Genomic DNA, 19,274 nt, shown 5'->3' with positions numbered 1-19,274 from the left:
TTTCTTTATCCACACCAATAACGCGGTAAAACCTGATGGTTTGTTGGCAAATGTTTTATAAGCATAAACTTCTTTACAAAGGGATTGATCTACCCGCCCTAAAGAGACTACCAGTTCATCTTGTGCCACGTCAATACCGGCTACCTGTTTTAAAATCTTTGTCATCACTTAATTTGATTAATAATATATCAAAAGTGAATAACCCTTCTTCGTTTGCTCTCCTGGTTGGATATCCTGGATATATCGCTAAGCAATATTCCTTACATTCTGTTCAAACTCTAAAGGGTAAAAGGAAATGAGGCAGTCTCTCTCTCTGAACATACCTTATGGTTGTTGGGGTCGCCGTCTGCTCTCATTTCCTTTCACTTTTTATTCTGCTAATCTAATTTATCATTTGATAACAAACATAGGAGGGTCGCCGTCCGCGAATGGCGGACCGGCGGGGTGAGTCGTTGCCAGCATACAGAGCCGATTGCCTGGTATCAAATAAACACGTCATGGGTAACGATAGTGAAGGATCTAGTATTCACTATGCTTTTTCGCCCTGTATAGTCTGCGAATAGATCCTTCGTTCCTCAGGATGACAAACTTTTTAAAACGTCATTTCTCCTTCGGAGTTCCCCGGAATTTTATTACTAACAATGACATTTTTTTATTGAATAAGCAACACTACAGGTTTTTCGCTTCCAAAAAGCACCTTAGTGTATCTAAACCCAGATGTCAGCAGGGTTTGTTTACTCTCTTTTTCTACCAATATTTCAATATATACATGAAAAGGTTAATAAGATTTTTACAATATCATATCTAAATTTAAAAAACTATATTAATTATTATAGGTTTCTCTTTTGGTAATCTTTCCTTAAATTGAGCCAATAAAACCTAAATGAAAATATTCCATCTGAGTGCCGAATGTTATCCTGTCGCCAAAGTTGGCGGTCTTGCAGATGTTGTTGGTGCACTGCCTAAATACCAAAATATGGCAGGTTTGCAGGCAGCAGTTGTGATGCCTTATTACGACCGCAAGTTTACCCAGGAAAACGAATTTGAGGTAGTTTTTAGTGCCGTTACTTTACTGAATACACGCCGCCTTTATTTTGAAATTTTAAAGGAGAAGACCGATAAACTGGGTTTTGAGCTATTTTTAGTTTACATCCCTGGTCTGCTTGACCGGGAAAATGTTTACAGCTATCCCGACGAAAGGGAGCAGTTTATTGCTTTCCAGCTGGCTTTTTTAGATTGGATCAGCTACTCGCAGCAAACGCCTGATCTTATTCATTGCCATGACCATCATTCTGGCCTGGTCCCATTCCTGCTTTATCACTCCAAGTTATATAAGCGATTGGCAAATGTGCCAACCATTTTTACTATACACAATGGCCAGTATCATGGTGCTTTTGGTTGGGAACAGTTACCCTACCTGCCCGAGATTGATATGACTGCCGCTGGTTTACTTGATTGGGCCGGTGGAATAAACCCCTTGGCAGCCGCTGTAAAATGTAGCTGGCTGTATACCACGGTATCACCAACTTACTTACGCGAGCTCACCATCAATTCAAACGGGTTAGAATACCTTTTTTATATTGAAAGGGCTAAAGGCTATGGTATCATCAACGGTATTGATACGGAGGTTTGGAATCCTCAAACCGACCCAATGGTGCCTCATCATTTTAATACCCGGACCCTGGCTAAAGGCAAGCAAGCCAACAAAGAAGCGCTTTGCACCCGCTTTGGCTTAAACCCGGCTAAGCCATTGTTTGTGTTTATCGGTAGATTGGTGATTGAAAAAGGAGCCGACCTGTTGCCTGAAGCCATTGATCGTATACTGGCAGAGTATGGAGATGAAGCTAACTTCTTTATACTTGGCTCTGGCGATAAGGAAATGGAGATAGCATTGCTTGATCTTAAGGATAAATATCCTGGCAGGTGCAATGTATTTATTGGTTATGATGAGGCATTAGCCCATGTGGTATACGCCGGTGCCGATTTCCTGCTGATGCCATCCCGTGTGGAACCATGCGGACTTAATCAACTATATTCTTTACGCTATGGCACCATGCCAATTGTACGCAGTACAGGCGGGTTGATAGATTCGGTAATTGATTTTGGTGATGAGGGGGGCTACGGTATCCGCTTTAACCAGGTTAGTGTTGATGATATTTACCATGCTATTACACGTGCCATAACACTTTACCAAAACCCCGCACAATTACAAATATTACGCAAGCGTATGATGGCCCTTGATTTTTCCTGGGACCGTTCGGCCAAAGAATATATAAACCTTTATGAAAGTTTAAACCCTCAGATATGACATCTAAAGTAATCTCAATTGTGCTTGGCGGTGGCCAGGGCAGTCGCTTATCACCACTTACTGCAACACGTTCAAAACCGGCTGTGCCAATTGCCGGTAAGTACCGTTTGGTTGATATTCCAATTTCGAATTGCCTGCACTCGGGTATTACGCGTATTTATGTATTAACGCAGTTTAACTCTGCATCTTTAAACAAGCACATCAAAAACACCTATCACTTCAGCAGTTTCAGCGATGCTTTTGTTGATATCTTGGCTGCCGAGCAAACACCATCAAGCGTGGCCTGGTTCCAGGGTACGGCCGATGCGGTAAGGCAAAGTCTCCACCATTTGGCGGTGCACGAGTTTGAGTATGTACTGATCCTATCAGGCGACCAATTGTACCAGATGGATTTTGAGGATATGATCAACAAGCACATCGAATCCGGCGCTGAGATCTCTATCGCTACCATTCCTGTTGATGCAGCTGATGTACCGGGCTTTGGTATTTTAAAAGCTGATGAGCATAGTATGGTTACTGCTTTTGTTGAAAAACCAAAATCAAACTTTGAGAGCTGGGCATCTGAGGTAAGTGATGAAATGCAGGCTGAAGGCAGGGTTTACCTGGCATCTATGGGTATTTACATTTTCAACCGCAAACTGCTGTATGATTTGTTGGAAGGGAATGATCGTACCGACTTTGGTAAAGAGATTATCCCGCAGTCAATAGTTGAGCATAAGGTATTGAGCTATCAATATGAAGGTTACTGGACAGATATTGGTACCATTCCGTCATTTTTTGACGCTAACCTGGGTTTAACGGATGAGATACCTAAATTTAACCTTTTTGGCGAAAATCATATCTACACCCGGGCGCGCATGCTGCCGCCATCAAAGGTATCAGGTACAACATTGAACAAATCTATTGTTGCTGACGGTTGCATTATCAGCGCTAAAGAAATTACGCGATCAATTATAGGGATTCGTACCCGTATTGGAGTTGATACCGAAATTGAAAACTGCTATGTAATGGGTTGCGATAGCTACCAGACATTAGAGCAGATTGCCGAACTGAAACTTAGTGCATCGCCAATAATGGGTATCGGCGACAGGTGTAAGATTAAAAATGCCATCATTGATAAAAATACCTATATCGGCGACGATGTGGTTATCAACTGTGGCGAAAAGCTGGAAGACGGTGATTACGGCACCCACACGGTACAGGATGGTATTGTAGTTGTTAAAAAGCGTGCCATTATTCCAAACGGCACCGTTATTTAATAATAAATTAAGTAAAAACAATCAATGGTTAATTTGTTATAGATAATATAAAACTATAAAACAATTAACTATGAAAAAGGCACTTTGTATGATTGCTTTAGCAGCAATCTCTTTCGGAAGCGTTTTTGCGCATGGGGTACCCGTAAAATCTTCAAATGGTATTATGCAAACAGATACTACCAAGAAAAAAATGAAAAAGAAGATGAAAAAGGATACAACAATGAAAAAGGACACCATGAAAATGAAGAAGTAACCTTCATTGTAACCAAAAAGCCTCCTGATTATCGGGAGGCTTTTTGGTTTATATCCGGGTCATCCTGAACTTGTTTCAGGATCTCACAGGACAAGTAACCAACATAGTGTATACCATGCGCGTGGGGTGCCGAAACAAGTTCGGCAAGACTATTGGTGAGCTACAAATCAATCGTTTCGCCAATTGCAGGTAACTTTAAATTCAGGCCTGTTTTGATGAACTTTCCCCTTACTTCGTCTTTATCAATCCTGATAACTTCAAACGAATCATAATGTATCCCAATGATGTTTTTACAATTGATGAAAGCGCTGGCTTTTATGGCATCATCTGCACCCATGGTATAGTTATCGCCAATTGGCAAATATGCCCAGTCGAGGTTGTCGTCTGCCAGCAGTTTCATATCATAAGTAAGGGCCGTATCGCCGGCGAAGTATATCTTTTTACCTTCAACCGATAACAGGAAACCGGCGGGGTTGCCACCCGGTGAGCCATCTGGCATGGTACTGGAGTGCACGGCATTCACCATTTTTACCCTGCCGAAATCAAAATTAAAGCCGCCGCCAATGTTCATTCCATGTACATTATCAACGCCTTTGCTGTTAAGCCAGCCGGCAATTTCAGCAATACATATTACCTTGGCGCCACTGTTTTTCTGAATCTCAAACAGGTCTGCAATATGATCGCCATGACCATGAGATATTAAAATGTAATCTGGTTTTAAGGTATTGATGTCAATATCCTTTGCCAGTGGGTTATGTGTTATAAATGGATCAAACAATAGTTTTTTGCCGTTGCTCAATTCTATTTCGACTGTCGATTGGCCGTAATAGGTAGTTTTCATAGTAGAATGATATTTGTTTTCAGTTATCTTAAACCCTCGTTCCCTAAAAAGGGTATTGGACTATTTACCAAATAAGCTACCCAGGCCGCCCATACCGCCAAACATATCCTTGGTCATGGCTGCCATTTCGGCCTGGCTTATGTTATCGGCTTGTTCCATGGCTTTATTAAAGGCTACAACCAATAACTCTTCCAGTTCTTCTTTATCAGCATCAGCCAAAAAAGCACTATCAATATTTACCGATTGTACCACTTTATTAGCATTGGCCGTAACCGTAATTTTACCACCTTCGGCAGTACCCGATACGCTGATAGCATCCAGGCGTTTTTTTGATTCGCCAGCCTTTTGCTGGGCTTCCATTATTTTATCAAACATAATTTTATTAGATATGCAAATATGCGTATGTGCAGATTACAGATGTGCAAATATGCAGATGAGTAATTGTTTAAATGAATTGACACTTAAATTTTACAATTTCAAAACCAAATAGTTTTAAGTCGATTCCAACCACGAACCACGAACCACGAACCACGAACCACGAACCACGAACCACGAACCACGAATTAATCGTCACTGGTATCACCATTACCGTTGTAGGCGCTTTTTCTTACTACAGGCATCCCGGCAGCTCTAAAAAGATCGTCGAGTTTAAGCAGGCTTCCATTGGCTAAATTAGATAACAACACAACAGTGATATCGTTTTTCATATCGCGCAGGTAAATGTGCCTGAAACCATGCCACCAGCCGGTATGGTAAATAACCTCCTGTCCCGGTGCGGTAAAGGTACGCCAGCCATAACCATAACTAAAGTGGCCATGCAACATAGGATTGCGCGGCACATAAGCCGAATCAAGTGTAGCCTGTTTTAATAACAGCCCGGCGCGCAAAGCGCGGTCAAATAAAAACAGGTCGCCCACGGTGCTGTAAATGCCCTTATCGCCCACAGGGCCATCCAAAAAGTTTTGTGCCACAGAATATTTCCACTGACCGCGATCATGCCCTACAACGTGAACCGGGATTTTGTCATATACCGCTTTGGAATACACATTGGTATGCGCCATACTTGCAGGTTTAAATACATTATCCTTCATGAACTGGGTGTAGGATTCTCCGCTCACTTTTTCGATAATAGAACCCAATACCATGAAATTGGAATTGTTGTAAAGAAATCTTTTGTTGGGCACGTTAAAAGGTCGCGGTTTATATTCCGCAATCATTTTCATTGCGTCGGCATTTGAAATTCCTTTCCTTTGGTTAAGATGCTGGCTGCGATATATATCATCAATAAAATATACATAGTTCATCATGCCGGAGCGGTGCGTAAGCAACAGGCGGATGGTTACTCCATCATAAGGAAAATCCGGAAAAAATTTCTTTACATCATCATCCAATTTAAGCTTGCCGCGCTCCATCAGCATCAGTATACCGGTAGATGTCATGGTTTTGGTAACCGAGGCCAGTTCAAACTGGTAACTTAGCTTCAGGCTATCGCGGTGCAGGTAATCGGCCCAGCCGATGGCATTTTCATAAACTATTTTACCTTTTTTTGCAACCAGCACATTGCCGTTGAAACCACGGGTACGGTGCAGTTCCTGCATTACCGCGTCTATCTTTTTATCCCCTTGTTTGGGGTTGTAGGCCATCAGTGCAGTGGTATCTAAAGGTTTGCCGGGAAGGGGGGCAGCAGCTTGGTTTTTATCTTTATTTTTTGATGAACAGGCTGTTAAAATCAGCAGGGAGGCGGTAAACAAAAAGGCGCTCTTATACAATAACTTCATAGGTAAATTTCTCACTCTTAAACGAAAGCGAAAATTAGAAATTATACAGCAGGTATCGATTAAAGTTTTTATTTTTTTCTTTTAGTTAAATCTCTTTGTATGTTTAAGTATGAATTTGATTAAAACCAGTTGCCTGTTGATAGCGATTTTATTGTTTTCTGCTGTTGCTTACACGCAGGAAAGCGACGTTGCTGCCTTAATAAAGCAAGGTATCCAACTAAATAACGATCATAATTACGCGGGCGCGATAGAAAAATATAAGCAAGCTTTGACAGCCGATCCCGAAAACGCGCAGGCCAATTACCAGATGGCTTTTAGTTTAAATGCATTGGGCAAAGGAATGGAGGGCGTACCATATTTAAACAAGGTAATTAAAACCAACTCCAACTTTACCGGACCGGCTTATGAATTGCTGGGCGGTATTTATGATAGTAGCCACCAGCCGCAGCAGGCAATTGATGCCTACAAAGAAGGACTGAAAATAAAGCCGGATTACCAGCCACTGTATTTTAACCTTGGTATAGCCTATTTCCGTGCCAAACAATATCCCGAAGCAGAGCAGGCCGCTATCGAAGCTATTAAACTCGACCCTAAACATGCCAATAGTCAGCGCTTGTATGGACTGGTTACTTTTCATCAAAACAAAAGGGCAGCGGCCTTAATGGGATTGTGCAGCTTTTTGTTGCTGGAGCCCGATGGCCCAAGAAGCGACGAAGCCTATACCAATATGCAAAGCATTTTAAAAGGTGGTACCTTAAAAGCAGAAGATGCCAAAGCGGAAGCATCAACCGCCGCATTGAACAGAACATTAAATGCGGCCATAGCAAAGGCAAAACCCGGCTCAACCGCTGCCGAATTATTGGAGAACCAGTTGGAAGCCGTTTTTGAAGCTGTTGGCCAGCTCGCCGAAAAGCAAACAGGTAACGTTTTTTTCAGACATTACTACGCTAACTTCTTTTATCAGCTAAGTAAAACTAATAACATGCAGGCATTTGCCAGGCTGATGGGTTTAAGCGCCAATAAAGAGGCAGGTAAACAATGGTTACAGCAAAATGAGGATAAGCGCAAGGCACTGGAGGCCTGGGTTGCTGGCGTGGAAAGAAAGTTTTGAAAAAAGAAGGAAATTTTAGACTTACGAGGGTAATATCGCAAGTCTAAAATCTCATTTTAATAATATCAATGAGCCCAGGTAAAGCCAGTTACATCGAATTCCATTTCCTTACTTCCACTTTCATAAAATTCTGCTTGGATAATTATTTTTTTTGCTGTTTTTAGCTTTTTGATCAATTTGTTGGTCGAATTTATAAAAAGGACGTTGGTGCTTCCATCAGATGAAGATGAACAGTTAAATGTGGTTGGCTGTTCGCTATCAAATTTGATTTTAACTTCTGTACCTTCAACATCAGTTATGAATTGCCCTTTACTTACTTGCAAAATAGCCTCATTTCCGGTGCTTGTTTTTCTTATGTTTAAGGATGCCGTTGAGCCTCCATCATAAGGAAACGGAAAATCTAATAATTCATTTGCGTCTATTGATGCATAGTAATTTGTTTTATTGGTCATTTTATCCTCTTTTTCTGAGTATTCCCATTTTGGCTTTTCGGAGTCTTGAGATTCAGTGACAGAAGAATCTGATTTGCTTTCCAATTTTTTTGATGTTGATGTGTCAGTTTTAGTTGAATCGGAACTTGATGAAATTGCTTTATCATTTGAATCGCATGAGAAAGCAAACAGAATAAGAGCTAAAAAAGTAAATTTTTTCATAATTATGATTTGGTTTTTTTGCCTAAAATAAAAAATATAAACATATGTTATGCTAAAAAAAATAGTATTTTTTATTTTTAATGGAAATATATTGTATATAATATATAAGCTGCTTTAAGGCAATATGTTAAACTTTAAGCTGAGTGCATTCAACCTGGGTGGATTTTAAACCCAACTCAACCAATTGGCATATAAAAAAAGGTTCGCAGGTACTTAGCACCTGCGAACACTAAACTAATTGCTCAACTCTAAAACCCACATACGCATTGCAGGTATGGTTGTTTTTTTGGTGGTGTTTAGCAAGTCGCCGGTTATTACATTTTGTGCTTTGGTAAAGCCAGCTATTCTTTCCGTGTATTTCCCAAAATCAACGGTGCTTTCTTTTTTTGCAGTGTTCATAATACACATGATTGTTTGTTTGGCATCATATCTGAAATATACATATAGTCCGTTAACAGGTATATAATGCATCATTTTTCCGGTTTTTAATGCTGATGAGGTTTTCCGGAAAGTACCCAGTTTTTTAACAATGTTTTGAACAGCGAGTTCATCGGTAGTAAGACCTTCGCCGGTAAATGCATTTTTTTTATCCACTGCCCATCCGCCAGGAAAATCAGCTCTTACCAAACCATCGGGATTTGTAAAGCCTTTTAAAAGCACCTCCGATCCATAATATAGCTGCGGAACACCCCTGCAGGTTAATAACCATTCATAGCCAATCTTTTGTTTTTCGACATCTTCGCCTACAACCGAAAAAAAGCGGGGCTCATCATGGTTATCCAACAAAAGCACGTTGTGGTTTGCATCTTTGTTCAAAAAATCACTGCTCAAGGTATAATACAGTTTATTAACTCCATCCGTCCAGTCAAATGGCTGCATCAACGCAGGGATAATGCCAAAATACAGGCATTGAAAATCCACCGATCCCTGCAAATTGCTTTTGAAAGGTAAATTGAAATTGTTTTGGTTAAAATATGATTGATTAGCAACGCCAAATACCCGCGTTTCGCCAAATAAAGTAAGCTTAGGAAATTCATCCATAATGGCCTGGTTGCACCGGTTAGCAAAATTCATGTCGTTGTAGGTATAGGTATCTATTCTTATACCGTCAATTCCAAATTTTTGCACATACCAGATGATATTTTGGATCATATAGTTTGCCATAAATGGATTAGATTGATTAACATCCGGCATTTCGGCGGTAAACCAGCCATCGGTCATTTTCTTTTTATCTGATGGCGCCGCGTATGGATCAAACTGGGTTTGTTCCCTGTAATTAGTCTGGGTAAATTGGGACCAGCGGTGCATCCAGTCTTGCGCCGGCGGATCCTGCTCCAAAAAATGGTAGAGACCGGTATGATTGTATACCACATCCATAATCAGTTTCATCCCGTTTTTATGCAGGGTATTACTTAATTGTGTATAAAGAGAGTCGGTCCCGTATCGGGCATCAATTTTATAATGATCGGTAATGGCATAGCCGTGTTCGGTACGGTTGGGCATGTCATTTTCCATAACCGGTGTAAGCCATAAAGCGGTTACGCCAAGGCTTTTAAAGTAGTCGATATGGTTTAATATACCCTGAAAGTCGCCGCCATGTCTTAAGTACATCGAATCGCGATTCAGCGATTGGTCCCTCATCCCGGTTATTCTATCATTTTTTGTATCTCCATTACTAAACCGGTCTGTTAACAGCAGATCTATAAAATCGCCCGAAGTTACCCCTTGCGCATAGCTGCTGCCGTTGCCCAACGGTTTTGCCGATAAAGGCCATGGTATTACCGAAGAATTAGCCCCATCTCCAAAAACGATTTTTACTGATCCCGGCTTTGCGGCGGGGCTTATAACGATATCAACGGCCGTATATTTTAAGTTGGGGAAATGGTGAGTTTGGAGTACGGTAATACCCGGGTAATTGATTTTAATTTTTTGCTGAGATAGAACTTTGTTTTCGCTTCTGATTAATAATTGAACATGGTTCATTTTCATGCCAACCCACCAATTGGTAGGATAGATGTTGGTTTGCTGCCCATACAGATTTAAATATCCGAGTATGGTAATAAATAATAAGGTTAAAAGATTCTTCTTCATGATCATTTAAATGGAGTTGATTAATTGGAGGCAGCAAAGTAAATGTTGCCTTACACATAGCGAATTTTTGATGCAGACAGCAAAAAAAGGAGGGTGAATGACGTATGAATGGATAACCTTTCAGGTAAATGCGTATTACTTTTATGGCAGCCTCGCTAATTTTATTACTTTTAAAACGTGCCTGATTTGATCGCTAACAGAAAGTTGAAGAAAATTGAATTGTACATCCTATACTGGATATGCTACTTGCTGTTATTTACCATACTTCAGGGACTTACAGAAGGCGACTTTTTAACCGTTTTTAGAAACGAGTTTTTTAGTGTGATCCCAAAAGTGTTTTTTGTTGCCATAGTTGTAGAAGCTTTAATGGCAGATTTGCTTTTCCATCAAAAAATTGTTCGCTTTATAGTTGTTTATGTTTTATTGATGGCAGTGTTCGCGCTGATGTTACGCCTGATAGATAATTACATCATACTAAAATATTTTTTAACCAGCTGGACAAAAGAACCGATACTGAGTGTTGCTCCGTTTTTATATAATTGTGTTAAGCTTCAATTTGTGCTCACAATTCCTTTTTGTATAAAATTATACCAGCTTTTAAATTTAGAAAAGGTGCGGGCATTGCAAACTGAGGCGGAAAAAAATATCGACGAGAAGAATTTATTAATGGCCGTTAAGGATAGCGATACCTTCCTTTCTGTTAAATGCGAACGGCGAATGGTAAAGATGAATTTTAACGACATCTGCTATGCCGAAGCACAAGGCAATTATCTCGTTATCTTCACGATGAACGGAACTTATAAAACCTATTTATCAATTTCAGACCTGCAAAGCAAATTACCTGGGTTATTGTTCGCGAGGGTACACCGGTCGTTTATTGTTGCTTTGAATAAGATTGAAAGTCATAACAATAGTGAGATAATTATAGGCGATAAAAAAATCCCAATCGGGAGGTCCTATATTTCTAAGGTTCGGGAGATATTGCCGTAATAGCATGTGTGAATAATGCCCATACTACTTTGTTTCGGTCGGACTATAGCATAAGATTACTACGTCTTTAGATACGCTGTACCTGACGATTTTTTTATAATATTTGTACATGGACAAACCTGAACCAGAAACCATCATTATCGATTACCCAAATGATTCGCCAATTGTTGCAAAATTTGAGTATCCCGATTGGAAATCTCTTTTCAAGCTGTTTTTCGTGTTGTTTTTTTACACCATTGCTGGGGGGATGCTTTTAGCTTGGTTTCTTATTAATACCAGAGACCTCGGAACGTCGTCGTTAAAATCGCTATTGAATTTGGTGTTTTATGTTATTACGATGTTACTTACAATAAGGTACGCATTAAAAAAAAGCAAAAAACAACGCCGCTCTCCATTTAACTTTAGTTTTAACAAGGTACAGAGTTGGCTTGTGCCGGTAATTATTGTCAGTACTTTGGCCTTAGTGGTTGGTTTGGAGGGGATATCCAATCTGATACCCATGCCTGTAGCTGTGCAGAAGCTTTTTGAAAAAGCATTTACAAAAAATATTTTTTCACTTGTTACGGCCGTTATCGCAGCGCCAATAATGGAAGAGATACTATGCCGGGGAATAATATTGAAAGGATTGTTAAAAAACTATTCGCCCCAAAAAGCAATCCTGATTTCGGCCATATTTTTTGGTGTAATACATCTTAATCCCTGGCAAGCGCTGCCGGCTTTTTGCGGAGGCTTATTTTTAGGTTGGGCTTTTTACAAAACGCAATCGGTTATTCCAGGAATGATCATCCATGCCACAATTAATGCTACGGCTTCATTGTTTTTGTTTTTGCCAAAATATCAACAAGGGTTTTCAAATTTGTTGGGTATGCCATATTACATCGTGTTGTGCTTTTTTTCGGCGTTGGTGTTTGTGGGTGGGTGTGTAATTATTCAAAGGAAAGTTTTACCCCAGGTAGACTGATGTAATTATATCAGCGCTTTTTTAAAAGCCTCCTGTCTTACTTTAAAATGGTCGGCTAATTTTCTGATTACGTCTTTAGATAACCCTTTTTTACAATTTAGAATATTTGAAATGTAACCTTTACTAATTCCCAGTATCACGGTCATGTCCTGTGGTTTTAAATGATGGTCATGCATGAAAGATCGTAACAAGGTTATCGGATCAGTTTCTTTAAATGTGTTGTGCTCTTCGTCGTATTTTTCAATCAGAAGTGTCAACAGGTCTATTTCGTCCTGCAATGCATCAATGTTTTCTGCTGTCAATAATGTTTCCAATTGATCGCAATATTGATCGTATTGAGATTTATTTTTAATGATGGTGTATTTCATTATGGTTGTTCCCATCTTTAATATGTTATCAGTAAATAAAATTAGTAAATATTAGGACACAGCATAGGTTCTGACGAAATCTTTTAGAGATAACATACTCCATCCATCACAAAAAGATTACCATTTCCCATTCCCTTACATCATATAAAAGCATAACTTTGCCCCTGCAAAATTTAATGCTATGAGTTTCAGAACCGAACACGATACCATGGGCGAGGTACAGGTACCTGCCGATAAATACTGGGGAGCACAAACAGAAAGATCACGCAACAACTTTAAAATTGGTCCGGAGGCATCTATGCCTAAAGAGATCATTGAAGCGTTTGCTTATCTGAAAAAAGCTGCCGCTTATACCAATACTGATCTTGGCGTGCTATCTGCCGAAAAACGCGACCTGATAGCCCAGGTTTGCGATGAGATCCTGACCGGTGCATTATCATCGGAGTTTCCGCTGGTGATCTGGCAAACAGGCTCGGGCACACAATCAAACATGAACGTGAATGAGGTAGTGGCCAACAGGTCGCACGTTTTACAGGGTAACAAACTGGGCGAAGGCAAAACCTTTATCCACCCTAATGATGACGTGAACAAATCACAATCATCAAACGATACCTACCCAACCGCCATGCACATTGCCGCATACAAGATCCTGATGGATGTAACCATCCCTGGTGTTGAAAAGCTGCGCGATACTTTGCAGGCTAAGGTTGAAGCCTTTAAATCGGTAGTAAAAATTGGCAGAACCCATTTAATGGATGCTACACCACTTACCTTGGGCCAGGAGTTTTCTGGTTATGTATCTCAACTAAACCATGGCTTAAAAGCGCTGCGCAATACATTAGATCATCTTTCTGAGCTTGCCCTTGGTGGTACTGCTGTGGGTACAGGTATCAATACCCCCAAAGGTTATGATGTTAAGGTAGCCGAATATATTGCCCAATTTACGGGCCTGCCATTTATTACGGCAGAAAACAAATTTGAAGCTTTAGCCGCCCATGATGCCATTGTAGAAAGCCATGGTGCTTTAAAACAAATTGCGGTATCATTAATGAAGATAGCTAACGACATCAGGATGCTGGCTTCTGGTCCGCGTTCTGGTATTGGCGAAATCCATATCCCCGATAACGAACCGGGATCATCCATTATGCCGGGTAAGGTTAATCCAACCCAAAACGAAGCCGTTACCATGGTAGCAGCACAGGTAATGGGTAACGATGTAACCATATCTATCGGTGGATCAAATGGCCATTATGAGCTGAACGTATTTAAGCCTGTTATGGCTGCCAACTTCCTGCAATCGGCAAGGTTAATAGGCGATGCATGTGTATCTTTCAATGACCATTGCGCGGTTGGTATCGAACCAAACTACGCCGGTATTAAAAAGCACCTTGAAAATTCATTGATGCTGGTAACTGCGCTTAATCCGCATATCGGTTATGAAAATGCGGCTAAAATTGCCAAAACAGCCTTAAAGGAAAATAAGTCGCTACGCGAAGCCGCCATTGGCTTAGGTTTGTTAACCAACGAACAGTTTGACCAATGGGTGATACCCGAAAATATGATAGGTTCTTTATAAGAAGAGCCTCACCCAGCCCTCTCCCAAAGGAGAGGGCTTTTGATTTACTGCTTTTGAATAGCAATTGTATGCCAAGACCCCTGAACGATTTTCTTTCAGTTCCCCCGATAAAAAAAGCTTTCAGTAAAAGCGCCTTTCGCCTTTTACCATTTACTTTTCACCTTAAAAAAGTAGTATACCTTTTACCTTTCGCCTTTTACCTCAGCGCCTGCACCATGAACCCCAACTTACAAAAACCGGGTGTTAAATATTTGCAGGGTGAGTGGCAACAGGATTCCGTTCCGGCGCAAAAACGACTGGTGACTTATTCATTGTACGACCTGAAATTTAGCTGCGATTCTTTTTTGATGAAGATAAGCACCGTGAGCAAGGTAAATTATGGAGCTGATACCTGCATGAACAGCGGCCATTGGTCCGAGTACATTCGCGGCACCTATGTGCAAAAACAGGATACCCTGCATCTTAAAGGCCAGTTTTGTAATGCTGATGGCAGTTATAAAGACGAGAAAAGCTGTTTCCGTTATGGCGATTATGAGGAGTTTTTTAGGGTGAAACAAAGAGCCGATTCCTTAATTGAATTTACAAGTACATCAAACGTAATACCCATTAACGCGCGTTTAATAAAAAGAACAAGCTGCATCCCAAAACCACTATGAAAATGAGCACTAACTTTTTCAAAAAGATCATTCTTTTTGTAGCTGTATGCTACATCCCATTGCAAAGCATGGCATGGGGAACCAACGGCCACCGCATTTGCGGCCAAATAGCTGATAGCTATTTAACTCCAAAAGCACGCTTAGCTATCCAGGCTATTTTAGGCAATGAGTCTATTGCTATTACCAGCAACTGGGCCGATTTTATTAAATCGGATCCGGCTTACAGTTACTTGTACAACTGGCATTTTATTGATATGGATAAGGCTTACACTTATCCTGAGCTGCAAGCTTATTTAAAAGCAGATACCGCTGTAGATTCATATACTAAGATGAATTTTTTAATAGCCGAACTAAAGAAAAAAACTACTACCAAAACCAATAAATTGTTATACCTGCGTATGCTGATCCATATTGTGGAGGATGTGCACCAGCCTTTTCATACCGGGCATACCAGCGATAAGGGTGGCAATGATTTTAAAGTACAGTGGTTTGGCAAGGATAGCAACCTGCATTCGGTTTGGGATAGCCAGCTGATAGATAATCAGCAGTTAAGCTATACCGAGTATGCCACCTGGATAAACCACACTACGGCCGCGCAACGTGCCGCATTGCAAAAGGACCCTATAAGCCAATGGCTTTTTGAAAGCAACCAACTGGCCGAAAAGTTTTATGCCGATATTAAACCAGGTGATAACCTGAACTACAAATACAATTTTAGTCATATAGCTATCCTTAACCAACAACTTTTAAAAGCAGGAGTACGTTTGGCAGGAGTGCTTAATCAGATATTTGGTTAATTTTTGGAGGCGAAAGGTAAAAGGTTAGGCAAGCCTGATCCAAAAAAACTTTCGCCTTTTACCTTTCACCCTTTACCTTAAAGAGAATGAAAATACTAATGGTATGCCTCGGTAACATTTGCCGTTCGCCTCTGGCAGAAGGGATCATGCAACACCTGAGCGATGGGGAAGGACTTGGCTGGGAAATTGATTCTGCAGGGACAGGCGACTGGCATGTAGGAGAGGGCCCCGACAGGCGATCTACCCGCACGGCGCGCAATCACGGTATCGATATCAGTAGCCAGGTTTGCCGTTTATTCAGGCAAAGTGATTTTGAAGAGTTCGATCATATATTTGTGATGGATAAATACAACCTCAATGATATCCTGAACATGGCAAGTAATGATAGGCACGCCCAAAAGGTAAAGCTATTATTAGGCGACAAAATAGTACCCGACCCATACCACGATGACACCCAGTTTGAACCTGTGTTTACGCTGATTGAAGGCGGCTGCAAGGATTTAATCAGGGAGTTGACAAGCCGATAATATAAAGAATCGGCATTGCAAGGTAACTCAGGTGTTTTGAAAAAAAAATACTTTTTGTCATCCTGAACGCAGTGAAGGATCTGTTAACCGCCATGCTTCTTCGCCCTATAAATCTGCGAATAGATCCTTCGTTCCTCAGGATGACAAACTGTTATCCCCGTAGTTTGTGTCCCTACAAACTACGGGGATAAAAGCAATTGTGCCGGCTGTTTGTGAGGACACAGACAGCGGGGAAGCGGAAAAATATATGTTTTAGTAGCCAAAAGCTTTTGCTTTCCAGAAGCGTCAGCAGAACAGCTTCGGCCCGAAAATGGGCAGAACGATGGTGGGTTGTGCGGCTGTAGGGCATAGGAAGTTTTTGCTTGGATTGGGCATTGGGTGAGGGCAAAATAATTCCAGCCCAGGTTCTGCCCGTTTTGCAGGGCAAAGGCCGGTGCGGCAAAGAAGCATTTCGGCTGACTTGATCTTTTGGTTACTTTTGTATCAAGACAAAAGTAACTAGGCCCTCCCGCGGCCATGAGCGGGCCAATGTTGTTTGATTACTACTAAGTAGACTTAGAACCTTAAAGGGCTTTCCTCACCCTAAAAAACGGCAGATCCTCTCCATACCAAAAAGCCTCTCCCCAGCGCTCAAAACCAGCTTTAAGCAAAACCTTTTGTGATGCAGCATTATTTGGATGGGTAACAGCACATATCTCCAGTAGGCCAACTTTATGTAAGCCATAATTAATCAAAGCTATGGCAAGTTCGGTTGCAATGCCCTGGCCCCAATATTTCAAATGCAGGCGGTATCCAAGCTCAATTTTGTCACCGTCAGATTCGCTTGGTTTTAGCATGCAAACACCTATGAACTCATTATCGCCCACATTAAATATACCCCAACGACCCAGGCCGGTTTTGCTCTTATAATCTTTAAGAGTATCCTTAAAAACCTGCTTGCTTTCGGCGGGTGTACGCTTTTTTACATATTGGGTAAGGCGTTCATCCTCGTCCATCAAAAGGGAAAGTTCTTCGTCAGCAGCAGTAAATTCCCGTATCAGCAGGCGGGGCGTTTGAATGATAATGTTCATGGTTTTCAAAAATATATTATTCCCCAATTATTGTAGAGATATTACAGTAATAAGTATGTCATTTATAAGAACAGTCGGGAAAGAAAAGGCATGCGATTGAGATCGGGAGTTAAGGCGGTCGGCCAAAACTGTTGCGCAACAGGTGACTCATTAAGAAATGTTATATATTTAATAATCAGTATATTATGAATTGTCATAAAATAAAAAACGCAACAAAACCGCAACAGCGCGGCGAAATAGTATTGCCAGCTATGCGGAATCAAATTTTCCGCATAGCTAATTAAGCAACATATCCGTATAAATCTCTTTTTTGTACATTTGCCGCATGGCATCTATTAAACCATCCGTACCTAAAGGAACCCGCGATTTTTCACCTGTTGAAATGGTGAAACGTAACTACATCTTCGATACTATTAAGAGCGTTTTCCGTAAATACGGCTACCAGCAGATAGAAACACCAACCATGGAAAACCTATCAACCCTAACTGGTAAATACGGTGATGAGGGAGATAAGCTGATATTTAAAGTGCTGAACAGTGGCGATTACCTGGCCAAGGTAAAACCCGAGAAACTGGCTACGCTTAACTCCAATGCCATAACGTTGGATATCTCAGAAAAAGCCCTGCGTTATGATCTCACCGTTCCATTTGCCCGTTACGTAGTGATGCATCAGAATGAGATCACGCTGCCCTTCAAGCGTTTCCAGGTGCAGCCTGTTTGGCGTGCGGATAGGCCACAGCGGGGCCGTTACCGCGAGTTTTACCAATGCGATGCCGACGTGGTAGGCTCCGACTCTTTACTGAACGAAGCAGAGTTTGTACTGATATATGATGAGGCTTTAGGTAAATTGGGCTTGAAGGATTTTACCATCAAGATCAATAATCGCAAAATCCTTTCGGGTATTGCCCAGATCATTGATAAGGCCGATAATATCATTGACCTTACCGTTGCCATTGATAAGCTGGATAAAATAGGCCTGGATGGCGTTATCAAAGAACTCATGGAACGTGGCTTTACCGAAGCCGACATAGAAAAAATTAAACCGGTCATTTTACTGGAAGGCACCAATACCGAGAAACTGCAAAGCCTGCGTGTGGCCTTGGCCGGCTCAGAAACCGGGCTGAAAGGTTGCGATGAGATAGAAACTGTTTTTAAATACATCGAAAGCTGCCCGCTGCAAACGGCAAAGCTTGAACTGGATATAACCCTTGCCCGCGGACTTAACTATTACACAGGCGCCATATTTGAGGTGAAAACTAACGAGGCAGCCATGGGCAGCATCGGCGGTGGCGGTCGTTATGATGATCTTACAGGTATGTTTGGGTTAAAAGGCCTTACCGGGGTTGGTATTTCTTTTGGAGCAGATAGGATCTATGATGTATTGGAAGAGTTGAATCTTTTTCCATCGGCAACAAACCAAAGCACACAGGTGCTTATCTGTAACTTTGATAAGGAAGGCGAAACTTACGCTTTGCCTTTATTGCAACAACTCCGCCGTCAAAATGTAAATACCGAACTTTACCCGGCAGGTGCCAAAATCAAAAAGCAACTGGATTATGCCAATAACAAAAATATCCCCTATACGGTTGTAATCGGCGGCGACGAAATGCAAAGCGGCCTTTTAACATTTAAAGATATGACCAGTGGCGTACAGGAAAAATTGACTGCGGATGAGATTGTGAAAAGGATGGCAGCGAAATAATGATGTGTTCCCCATAGCGATGGGTTTAAAACCATAGGTGTTCGGAAGATTTGTTAACGTTTTTTTAATTCCCTCCCTTGGGAGGGGTGCGGCTGAAATGTGTGCAATGGCAGGGAGGGGTTTCGCCGACATTTCCTCTGAAAAGGTACTTGAACGCCTGATTTAACCCCTACCTCCTCCTTCCCCGAGGAAGGAATCGCACATTGCCCCTGCCTTTTTATTTCTTTCGAACACCGATGGGTTTCAAACCCATCGATATCCGGAGAAACGAAATGTTCCAATATTAAATTAATATATTTTACAAATAAGAAAATAAAACTTATCGTAGTGAAA

18 protein-coding genes are annotated in these 19,274 nt (G+C 41.2%); 11 read left to right on the top strand and 7 right to left on the bottom strand.

Features of this window, described 5'->3' with window-relative positions; genetic code table 11:
* Positions 1-883: 883 nt before the first annotated feature.
* The 3 genes from AC1D0K_RS11200 to AC1D0K_RS11190 all read left to right on the top strand — a co-directional run bounded on the left by AC1D0K_RS11200 (position 884) and on the right by AC1D0K_RS11190 (position 3,820).
* The gene (locus tag AC1D0K_RS11200; RefSeq protein WP_477398859.1) at positions 884-2,308 is read left to right on the top strand and encodes a glycogen synthase; all 1,425 of its coding nucleotides are present in this window, start codon (positions 884-886) and stop codon (positions 2,306-2,308) included.
* The gene (locus AC1D0K_RS11195) at positions 2,305-3,567 is read left to right on the top strand and encodes a glucose-1-phosphate adenylyltransferase (protein ID WP_477398857.1); all 1,263 of its coding nucleotides are present in this window, start codon (positions 2,305-2,307) and stop codon (positions 3,565-3,567) included. Before AC1D0K_RS11200 ends, AC1D0K_RS11195 begins: the two co-directional genes overlap by 4 nt.
* Positions 3,568-3,637: 70 nt before the next feature.
* On the top strand, positions 3,638-3,820 hold the full coding sequence (locus AC1D0K_RS11190) for a hypothetical protein (protein WP_477398855.1): 183 nt from the start codon (positions 3,638-3,640) through the stop codon (positions 3,818-3,820).
* Positions 3,821-3,980: 160 nt separating this feature from the next.
* Here the strand turns inward: AC1D0K_RS11190 and AC1D0K_RS11185 are convergent, their stop codons facing one another.
* From AC1D0K_RS11185 to AC1D0K_RS11175, 3 genes are all read right to left on the bottom strand, one after another.
* Positions 3,981-4,661, bottom strand: coding sequence for a metal-dependent hydrolase (locus AC1D0K_RS11185; RefSeq protein WP_477398853.1), 681 nt, complete (start codon positions 4,659-4,661; stop codon positions 3,981-3,983).
* A 60-nt stretch (positions 4,662-4,721) separates the two neighbouring features.
* Positions 4,722-5,036 (bottom strand): YbaB/EbfC family nucleoid-associated protein, encoded by a 315-nt coding sequence (locus AC1D0K_RS11180; protein ID WP_295716627.1) that lies wholly within the window; start codon positions 5,034-5,036, stop codon positions 4,722-4,724.
* A 188-nt stretch (positions 5,037-5,224) separates the two neighbouring features.
* On the bottom strand, positions 5,225-6,439 hold the full coding sequence (locus tag AC1D0K_RS11175; RefSeq protein ID WP_477398850.1) for a serine hydrolase domain-containing protein: 1,215 nt from the start codon (positions 6,437-6,439) through the stop codon (positions 5,225-5,227).
* 109 nt (positions 6,440-6,548) lie between these two features.
* Between AC1D0K_RS11175 and AC1D0K_RS11170 the strand changes: the two genes are divergently transcribed.
* Positions 6,549-7,550 (top strand): tetratricopeptide repeat protein, encoded by a 1,002-nt coding sequence (locus AC1D0K_RS11170; RefSeq protein WP_477398848.1) that lies wholly within the window; start codon positions 6,549-6,551, stop codon positions 7,548-7,550.
* Positions 7,551-7,615: 65 nt separating this feature from the next.
* On the opposite strand, the gene AC1D0K_RS11165 is transcribed toward AC1D0K_RS11170, so the two are convergent.
* Both AC1D0K_RS11165 and AC1D0K_RS11160 read right to left on the bottom strand, forming a co-directional pair.
* The gene (locus AC1D0K_RS11165; RefSeq protein ID WP_477398846.1) at positions 7,616-8,203 is read right to left on the bottom strand and encodes a hypothetical protein; all 588 of its coding nucleotides are present in this window, start codon (positions 8,201-8,203) and stop codon (positions 7,616-7,618) included.
* A 234-nt stretch (positions 8,204-8,437) separates the two neighbouring features.
* The gene (locus tag AC1D0K_RS11160) at positions 8,438-10,294 is read right to left on the bottom strand and encodes an alpha-amylase family glycosyl hydrolase (protein ID WP_477398844.1); all 1,857 of its coding nucleotides are present in this window, start codon (positions 10,292-10,294) and stop codon (positions 8,438-8,440) included.
* A 177-nt stretch (positions 10,295-10,471) separates the two neighbouring features.
* Here AC1D0K_RS11160 and AC1D0K_RS11155 point away from each other — a divergent pair, with 177 nt between their 5' ends.
* Together AC1D0K_RS11155 and AC1D0K_RS11150 are read left to right on the top strand one after the other, a co-directional pair.
* Positions 10,472-11,284 carry a LytR/AlgR family response regulator transcription factor gene (locus AC1D0K_RS11155; protein ID WP_477441749.1) on the top strand — a complete coding sequence of 271 codons (813 nt, stop codon included), beginning with the start codon at positions 10,472-10,474 and terminating at the stop codon, positions 11,282-11,284.
* 109 nt (positions 11,285-11,393) lie between these two features.
* A complete protein-coding gene (locus AC1D0K_RS11150; RefSeq protein WP_477395757.1) occupies positions 11,394-12,245 on the top strand; it encodes a lysostaphin resistance A-like protein in 852 nt (283 codons plus the stop codon).
* Between the two features lie 5 nt (positions 12,246-12,250).
* Here AC1D0K_RS11150 and AC1D0K_RS11145 read toward each other — a convergent pair whose 3' ends face one another.
* Positions 12,251-12,628 carry a helix-turn-helix domain-containing protein gene (locus AC1D0K_RS11145; protein WP_477395759.1) on the bottom strand — a complete coding sequence of 126 codons (378 nt, stop codon included), beginning with the start codon at positions 12,626-12,628 and terminating at the stop codon, positions 12,251-12,253.
* A gap of 166 nt (positions 12,629-12,794) precedes the next feature.
* Here AC1D0K_RS11145 and fumC point away from each other — a divergent pair, with 166 nt between their 5' ends.
* The 4 genes from fumC (at position 12,795) to AC1D0K_RS11125 (ending at position 16,169) form a co-directional block, all read left to right on the top strand.
* Positions 12,795-14,189 carry a class II fumarate hydratase gene (fumC, locus tag AC1D0K_RS11140; RefSeq protein WP_295716640.1) on the top strand — a complete coding sequence of 465 codons (1,395 nt, stop codon included), beginning with the start codon at positions 12,795-12,797 and terminating at the stop codon, positions 14,187-14,189.
* Positions 14,190-14,257: 68 nt separating this feature from the next.
* A complete protein-coding gene (locus tag AC1D0K_RS11135) occupies positions 14,258-14,845 on the top strand; it encodes a fumarate hydratase (RefSeq protein WP_477395761.1) in 588 nt (195 codons plus the stop codon).
* A gap of 2 nt (positions 14,846-14,847) precedes the next feature.
* Entirely contained in the window at positions 14,848-15,642 is a 795-nt protein-coding gene (locus AC1D0K_RS11130) for a S1/P1 nuclease (RefSeq protein ID WP_477395763.1), read from the top strand.
* A gap of 86 nt (positions 15,643-15,728) precedes the next feature.
* A complete protein-coding gene (locus AC1D0K_RS11125; protein ID WP_477395765.1) occupies positions 15,729-16,169 on the top strand; it encodes a low molecular weight protein-tyrosine-phosphatase in 441 nt (146 codons plus the stop codon).
* Between the two features lie 563 nt (positions 16,170-16,732).
* Here the strand turns inward: AC1D0K_RS11125 and AC1D0K_RS11120 are convergent.
* A complete protein-coding gene (locus AC1D0K_RS11120; RefSeq protein ID WP_477395767.1) occupies positions 16,733-17,239 on the bottom strand; it encodes a GNAT family N-acetyltransferase in 507 nt (168 codons plus the stop codon).
* A gap of 325 nt (positions 17,240-17,564) precedes the next feature.
* On the opposite strand from AC1D0K_RS11120, the gene hisS reads away from it, so the two are divergent.
* Positions 17,565-18,941 carry a histidine--tRNA ligase gene (gene hisS, locus AC1D0K_RS11115; RefSeq protein ID WP_477395769.1) on the top strand — a complete coding sequence of 459 codons (1,377 nt, stop codon included), beginning with the start codon at positions 17,565-17,567 and terminating at the stop codon, positions 18,939-18,941.
* Positions 18,942-19,274 lie beyond the last annotated feature (333 nt).

It is taken from the genome of Mucilaginibacter sp. P1_A3 (genome assembly GCF_056406855.1).
The sequence above is the reverse complement of the archived record's forward strand: the minus strand, read 5'-3'. Positions and strand labels throughout refer to the sequence as shown.